Below are 6,949 nucleotides of genomic sequence, written 5' to 3' on the forward strand. Positions count from 1 at the left end.
TACTATCTACGCTAACCTGTTTTTTATTCCCCACACCTTTTTTCGTTCACCCGTTGAAGCATCGCTTGAGCAAGCTTGGTGGGGTCTCCCGGTTGTTGATAGCTCAAGTCAGAAGCGATTTTACGAACTTTACCGACCGTGTCCACGTAATCCGGGATTTCCATTGCAGTGCGCTGGAGCGAGCTGCCATCGAGAAAATTAGTCCGGAAGTATCCAGGCTCGACCACAGTTGCATGGATGCCCAGAGGCGCTAACTCATCATGCAGCGCTTCGGTAATGCCTTCAACTGCAAACTTGGTTGAGGAGTAGATGCCCCACCCTGGAGTGGAGCCTACGTATTCAAGCAAGAACCAAACAAAATTTGCATACTCTACTTGCAAAAGGGCTTCTTTCAGGATTATCGTCTCATCATCTAATTGTGCTTCGGTGAGAATTTTTTGGATTTTTTGCAGATTTTGGCAAGAAATCGCTTCTATTAAGTGCTGTTTTAATAGTTCATTCTGCTCGTTCATGCTTCTTCGTTCATACTCAATGACAGGAAATGCGTTAGCTAGATTGGGTTAGCATTAAGTGTCTTTGTTAATCAATTTCTAGTTTAAGGGTAATAGTTAGTAACCAAAGTTACAATGTTGAAAGCAACATGGCTAAGGTTACGTGAGTATAGTGTTAAGTAAGGCGAAGATTTACTAGGTTTGGTATGTAAAATTTACTTGGATTTGGCTGCAATTTAGACAATAAAAACTTTCTAGCTACCAATATCATTCTCGATTTCAGAAGTTAAATCTGTTTCAGATAAAAGCTTTTCTATCTGACCAATACTTTTCATAAGTTGTTTAAGTTTTTTATCATCATCCCAAATCTTACTTTTTTTGAGAAGTTTAAAGATGTGACTTGTTTTTTCTTGATATTGTTTTTTAACGCTTACATTCTTCTCGTCTTTTAGAATCTGCTGAAGAATTTCTTTTACTATTTCTTTAATTTTAGATAGAGAAAGGCTCTCCTCTATTGCCTGGCTCAACACTTCAGCCCGTTTGTCTTTATCTTTAATTTTAGATATTGCTAAAGCTTTCGTATACTCTAATTCTCCCTTAGCTAAAACTGCTTTAATATCATCTTTCAGATTTAATATAGGGAGTCTGTTTGATACAAAAGACTGCCATGTAATTTTACCTAATTGAGTAAAAACTTCTTGTATGGTGAGACTTTCTTCGTTGGACATAACGTTATGTCCAGTTTCACCGTTATACGCATGGTGCATTTGGTATAGATGTTGAACTACTGTTTCTTGGTCTATCTTCAGCAAAGTTGCTAGTAGTTCTAAAATTCCAATAGTTTCTTCATAAACATTCAAATCTTCACGTTGAAGGTTTTCAACTAAACGAATACGGGTAGCTGTAACGTTATCGCATTCGATAATATTCACAGCTACATTTTCTAATTTAGCTATCTGGCAAGCTTTAAGGCGGCGTTCACCTGCTATAAGTTCGTAAGTATTTTCTCCAATACACCTAACAACTATAGGCTCTAACAACCCAACTTCTATAATGCTGTTAGCAAGAGATTCGAGTTTCTTTTGATCAAAATAGCGTCGGGGTTGAGATTTAGGAAGGATAATTTGGGATATTGGTAAGCTTGAAGCTGGTATCGTAGCGTCCTCGTCTTTTCCAAATAGCCCATCCAAACCCGATAATCTATCTAAAGTACGTTCAGTAAGGGCACCGTAAATATTTTGCTCATCGGTTAGCTTCTCTTTACTTAACCCCATAAAGGCTGTTAGGGATGCTTGTGGGTCTAAATCCACAAGTAATACTCTGTGTTTAAGTGCAAGATGATAACCAAGGTTTTGAGTTAATGTTGACTTACCTGCCCCACCGGATTGATTCACAATAGCAATTACTTTTGTGGACTTTCGATTCATAAATAATTAGAGTTGTAATTTCAAGAATTGAGTATTTAGCGAATACTACTGTTTAATGTTGACAGCTAAATTCTAGAATAGACCATTGTAATGCTTGTTCTACGAAATCAAGCAACTTTATTAAACCAATTTTTCAAATTTCAAATAGTTAGGCTAATAGTTTTAGGCGATATTCTCGATCAGCTTAAGCTTGACGTTAATTATTTTATGCCACGTCTGTTAACCTTATTTACTAAAGTTAAAATTCAAAATTTATTATGGGGGATAAATGACTGCCAAATGACCCCCATAAGCTTACTCAATATTTATTGAGTAATTTGACCCCTATATGGGGACTATTTAGGTGTCATTTAGGGTACAGTAATAAATGTTATATTTATCACTATTTCAAGCTCAGTGTTTAATATGTACTTTGTGAGAAAATTTTTCTCATATACCTTTAAGACAACCTTCCTCAGTAAGCTTGTTCTAGCTTTGCTCAACGGATTTGACCGATTGTAATCTCCTCGCTTCAAACAAGGACAAGTCCAATGACTATATATGCAATCAATCGACAATTAATCATCGGCACAAAGTTGATCTGGGTTGTCAGTGAATACTCATCCTCACCTTTGACTATTCGTAGCACAGACATTGCTGCCCCATGTTCGCGTCTAAGCTGTTCCGCCTTTGCCAAGAGAGTCTACAGCAAACAAAGCTAATCTCACACAGATAGTAATCCACCGTGCGAAAAGTTTGCATCGTGGATTACTAGGAACTGAATCAATCTTTGATCGACACGCTTCGCTTTAAACAGCAGAAAACGGGTTAGCTACCGTTCAAGTTTCAAAAATTCGACTACGCTCAATCACAAGCTTTAAGGACAAACCAATATGTCTGACGATATCTTGCGCCAAGAAATAGATGGTGTAGGATATTTCACCATTGCCAGCACTGGAGAATCAGGGATGAGCCAAAACAATTCAAAATTAAAAATTATCAATTCAAAATTAAAATCAGTGGGGCTTGTACCCAAATTTAATTCAAAATTTTTCTTTCTTTTTAACTTTGCATTTTGAATTTTGAATTTTGAATTCAAGGCTGTGTGGAGTGCGGCTGAGTACGGTGCAAAATCTGCTAAAAAACCTGACCGAAAACAAAGCACCATATTGGCTTCAAAGCCTTGTAGAAAGCGACTTATACCTGACCGATAAAACCACTGTTAAAGGAGGAGAAACCACCCCGATTAAAGCTCAAGTTTGCTGGGGGATTCTGCGCTACTATGAACGCAAGGGAAAACCAGAAGCGGCAGCGGCTTTGGATGCGATTGGTGCGATTGGAATCAACAGTTTCATTCAAGCCAAAACAGGTTGGCTACCAGAACAATATCAATCATCATCCAAGCAAAGGCAAGAACTAAATCGCATTCTGGAAACGCCCCAGCCTTGGACAAGAATGTTTGAAACAGAATTTGAAGAAAACTTGGCAAGGATCACCAAGCTGCACAAAAAGAACATTCGCAATGGCTTGTACTACTGGGAGTTTGTCTATAGTTGGATGACACCAGAGGAAAAACTCAAACTTGATCAAGTTAACCCTGTATTACCCAATGGCCACAGAAAGCACAAAATACATCAGTTGCTTGAGGAGACAACGAAACAGAGATTGTCCCCACACATCACATCAATTTTGATTCTGATGAAATCGGCCAATTCTGTAGCAGAACTACGACGGCTAGTTCAACGACAGTACGGTGTAGACCAGCCCAACCTTTTCGATGGTTGGAAGATTGAGTAGGCGATCTCTACAGGTTAACAAAACACCCATTAGACAGTACAATTGTACTGGTAAACGGTTCAAATCGCCCAAAGTAAAACACACTCAATGCTTCTGGTATGCCATTATCCAGAAGCATTTTGTTTATAATCAGCGATCGCTCACGAAGACTTTTGAAAATCAATATCGCTTTTATAAACCTTAGCCCTGGGCTTACCTTTCTTGGCAGGTGCAGCAACAGAAGACTTTTTAGGAGGCCCTGGAGGACGGCAGGTTTCACAGTACAGGGGTCGTGGGCCATAAGTCTCACGAGAAGTTGATTGATCGCATTGCTTACAGACGAAGTTAAAAACGCGCGTATGGATTTGTCGTTTGTGCGCTCGGACAGTGTACTCTTTGACTTGAATTTCTTTACTGGCCATTGTTTCGTTTACTACGGCTTAATGGTTGGAAGTTGTTCAGCACCACTCTGAATCTTAGCCTTTCTCATCAGATTTTTTAGCCTAATTGCCCAGTTTTCACTACAGGTTTATCGGGCATTCTCACCCTTTAGCGGGAGCCAAATTTACAGAGAGGATCAGGCTTCTACAAATTTAATCCTCCACACCAAAATTTGTGCCTAAATCTTTTGCTACTTTCTAAATTTTTCAAAAGCATACAGTTCAAACGCTTCGCTATTCGCCAATGAACATCTCTCGTACTTCAGGAGAACAACAATGGATATTCAATCAATCTTGTCCTTGGCAATTGGAGTTATTTTCATGAGTTTCGTTAGCCTTGTGTTCGTAGACTTCGTAAACGGCTTGTTCTGGCTACCGTATTCATATTCTGCGATCGCGATTGCACCTATCGCTTCAACAAATCAAGTAATCGCAGCAGCAGTCACTGTATCAGCACTCCTAACAATCGCTACACCAGAATCGGAACCAGAGTTCGCGCAACTGCCTAGCCCTTGGGATCTTGACACAGACCTTCCACCAACCGCAATACAGCCTGAACCTGTTGTACTTCAATTCCCTACCTTAAAATTGCTACTGCCAGCAGCTTCTGTTGTACAACCGAAAGCGGCAACCACCAAATCTACTAAATCCGCTAAACCAAAATCTACCAAAACCAGCAAAACTAGCCAGCCGAAAACTACGGTAACACCTCGTAAGTCTCGCCAGAAGTCGGTGGCTTAACCTCACAACTTGATTCTGAAAGAGGCGATCGCAATTACTACAAGCGTTCGCCCTTGGCGTTGGCAAAGCCATCGCTCTTTTTGTCGTTTTAAAAATTAGAATAATGCAAGCAGCCTACTGTGCTTTAGTAGTAGCCCTCCAGTATGCCCCTGTTGAGCCGGAGTTTGCAGTTGCCAGAGAGCATTTGGAAAGAACAATTGCGCTGTCGGGAGAATATTTCCAAGCTCGCTACAGCATATTCACAGAAAACTTCGCCTCTTAGAGTCAAACGGCGAGTTAGAGAAAAGTGCAACCAACTGGCATTCGATACTTACAAAGCACATGATTGAGTTAGCCCTGTTGGTAAACGAATATGCAGCAAAACAAACATCTGCTGGTATCTCCGAACCGAAACAGTGGCGAGAATTCTTGCTCAACCTGGAATGTGCTTTTGATTGGCTCGAACGTGAGCATCCACAAGAAATCCACATCAAGCAATTAAGTCTAATTTGATTGCTTTGCTCACTCTTCAGAATCAGCTACGCCGAATTTTTGTGAAATTTATATCTATATATAATAGTCATGGTCAGCCAAATCGCTACACAGGGTTGCCTATTCGACCTGCAAACCGTTTTAGATTATGGGCAGTCAATCTTTGGTGTTGCCCAAGAACTAACAAAATCACTCATTGATCATCGTCCTATTGCTACAAAAACGATTCAATCTCAAATGAATCGTTACTTCAACGGCACTGCGGCAGAGGGCAAGTGGTTGTGGAAGGATGCGTATGAGGCTGTTGAAGTTGCACTAATTCTCTACCTCCGCCGCCAAGGAATACCACACAACCCCTTAGAACAACTGCAACTGCTTGAGTCGCTTTGTCCCACACACACCCGCCGCACCCAGGAGCAATTGCAACTCCAGCAATTCTCGACTGGGCTACCGTTGGCATACTTGGTGGCAATGGCTGGACAAATCACTCCTCACGACCTGACTCTTGAACCAAGTGCTGGGACTGGGATTCTGGCTCAGTTTGCCAAGTTGTACGGGGCGAGTCTTATGCTCAACGAACTTTCACCCGACAGAACCAAGATTCTGCGTCGGCTGTTTCCTGGCACACCATTATTTTCAGTCAACGCAGAACAAATCAACGACTATTTGGCAGGAAAGACTCAGCCCTCAGTTGTGCTGATGAATCCGCCATTCTCGTCGTCGCCCAACATCAACAGTCGCAATCCCGACGCAACCCCTCGCCATATTAACTCAGCATTGCAAAGGTTATGCGACGGCGGACGGTTGGTGACAATTCCGGCTTAATTTATTTCAAGTGGTTGAAGCCTCATCTTTAATAGCGGTTACTAAACGCTGATCTTCCTCAAGCTTTAAGACATCTTATTTTAAATCCCGCAGTTTTTATTTCTTTAGCTATCCTCTATCTCTTCCTCCTACTAAGGGAGTTGAAAAATTATATATGAAAAAGCTATTGCTTTAATATATATCATTAAGGGTATTGACAAAATGTATATATTATAATTTTAAAGAAATTTATTGGTAAGGATTCAGGTCTAATATTGAGGAAGTAAAGAAGGGTGAGACAGATAATTATGAGAATCAGCAATTAGAGCCTGTGTAAAAAAATCAATGACAGACCTACCTTGACGGCGACACGGCAGTCGCTTCAAGTCGGCAGAGCCGCCCAACGCGCTGCCTCAAGTTTGTACCACCGTCAGCAAATTAGCAGTGTGTTGAAACCGTTCCATTGAACGGGAACCACCACTAACTTTACGTTTTGTCACAGCCAAACGCAGCGCTCGTTCGGCCTGATTGTTATCGGGGGGAACTTCAGGATTGTCAAGGAAATACCACCATTGATGCGCTTTATCGCGCAAAGAACGTAAAAGGTTTGCGGCTGTAGCCCCTGCTAAGTTAACCCATTGATCAATAGAGGATTGCAACTTGGATTTGAATTGAGTGACCACTACGTTGTAATTGGTGGAGTTAAGAGTCTTAAACCAGTGAGCGTAGTGTCTAAAAGCTTCATCAATTAAACCAACAAATGCTCAGGGGAAACGCACCTTATTTCCTAACAAAAACTAATAAGGATTTCAAAGTCATC

9 protein-coding genes and 1 pseudogene are annotated in these 6,949 nt (G+C 40.9%); 6 read left to right on the top strand and 4 right to left on the bottom strand.

The window, feature by feature from the left end; genetic code table 11:
* Window positions 1-23: 23 nt before the first annotated feature.
* Window positions 24-512 (bottom strand): SDR family NAD(P)-dependent oxidoreductase, encoded by a 489-nt coding sequence (locus AC5JL8_RS01405; RefSeq protein WP_495877995.1) that lies wholly within the window; start codon window positions 510-512, stop codon window positions 24-26.
* 233 nt (window positions 513-745) lie between these two features.
* Complete coding sequence (locus AC5JL8_RS01410) at window positions 746-1,918, bottom strand: ParB/RepB/Spo0J family partition protein (RefSeq protein WP_495877996.1); 1,173 nt, start codon at window positions 1,916-1,918, stop codon at window positions 746-748.
* 872 nt (window positions 1,919-2,790) lie between these two features.
* Here AC5JL8_RS01410 and AC5JL8_RS01415 point away from each other — a divergent pair.
* Together AC5JL8_RS01415 and AC5JL8_RS01420 are read left to right on the top strand one after the other, a co-directional pair.
* Window positions 2,791-2,976, top strand: a complete 186-nt coding sequence (locus AC5JL8_RS01415) for a hypothetical protein (RefSeq protein ID WP_495877997.1) — start codon at window positions 2,791-2,793, stop codon at window positions 2,974-2,976.
* A gap of 10 nt (window positions 2,977-2,986) precedes the next feature.
* Complete coding sequence (locus AC5JL8_RS01420; protein ID WP_495877998.1) at window positions 2,987-3,694, top strand: hypothetical protein; 708 nt, start codon at window positions 2,987-2,989, stop codon at window positions 3,692-3,694.
* A 140-nt stretch (window positions 3,695-3,834) separates the two neighbouring features.
* On the opposite strand, the gene AC5JL8_RS01425 is transcribed toward AC5JL8_RS01420, so the two are convergent.
* Complete coding sequence (locus tag AC5JL8_RS01425) at window positions 3,835-4,095, bottom strand: hypothetical protein (protein WP_495877999.1); 261 nt, start codon at window positions 4,093-4,095, stop codon at window positions 3,835-3,837.
* Between the two features lie 294 nt (window positions 4,096-4,389).
* Here AC5JL8_RS01425 and AC5JL8_RS01430 point away from each other — a divergent pair, with 294 nt between their 5' ends.
* From AC5JL8_RS01430 to AC5JL8_RS01445, 4 genes are all read left to right on the top strand, one after another.
* Window positions 4,390-4,854, top strand: a complete 465-nt coding sequence (locus AC5JL8_RS01430) for a hypothetical protein (protein WP_495878000.1) — start codon at window positions 4,390-4,392, stop codon at window positions 4,852-4,854.
* Between the two features lie 103 nt (window positions 4,855-4,957).
* Window positions 4,958-5,116: a hypothetical protein gene (locus AC5JL8_RS01435; protein ID WP_495878001.1), complete on the top strand. Its 159-nt coding sequence runs from the start codon at window positions 4,958-4,960 to the stop codon at window positions 5,114-5,116.
* Window positions 5,117-5,175: 59 nt separating this feature from the next.
* Window positions 5,176-5,346: a hypothetical protein gene (locus tag AC5JL8_RS01440; protein ID WP_495878002.1), complete on the top strand. Its 171-nt coding sequence runs from the start codon at window positions 5,176-5,178 to the stop codon at window positions 5,344-5,346.
* Between the two features lie 69 nt (window positions 5,347-5,415).
* Entirely contained in the window at window positions 5,416-6,150 is a 735-nt protein-coding gene (locus tag AC5JL8_RS01445; RefSeq protein ID WP_495878003.1) for a hypothetical protein, read from the top strand.
* Between the two features lie 248 nt (window positions 6,151-6,398).
* Here AC5JL8_RS01445 and AC5JL8_RS01450 read toward each other — a convergent pair.
* Window positions 6,399-6,890, bottom strand: a pseudogene (locus AC5JL8_RS01450) (IS66 family transposase); the annotation flags it as partial.
* Window positions 6,891-6,949 lie beyond the last annotated feature (59 nt).

Source organism: Mojavia sp., from assembly GCF_059505145.1.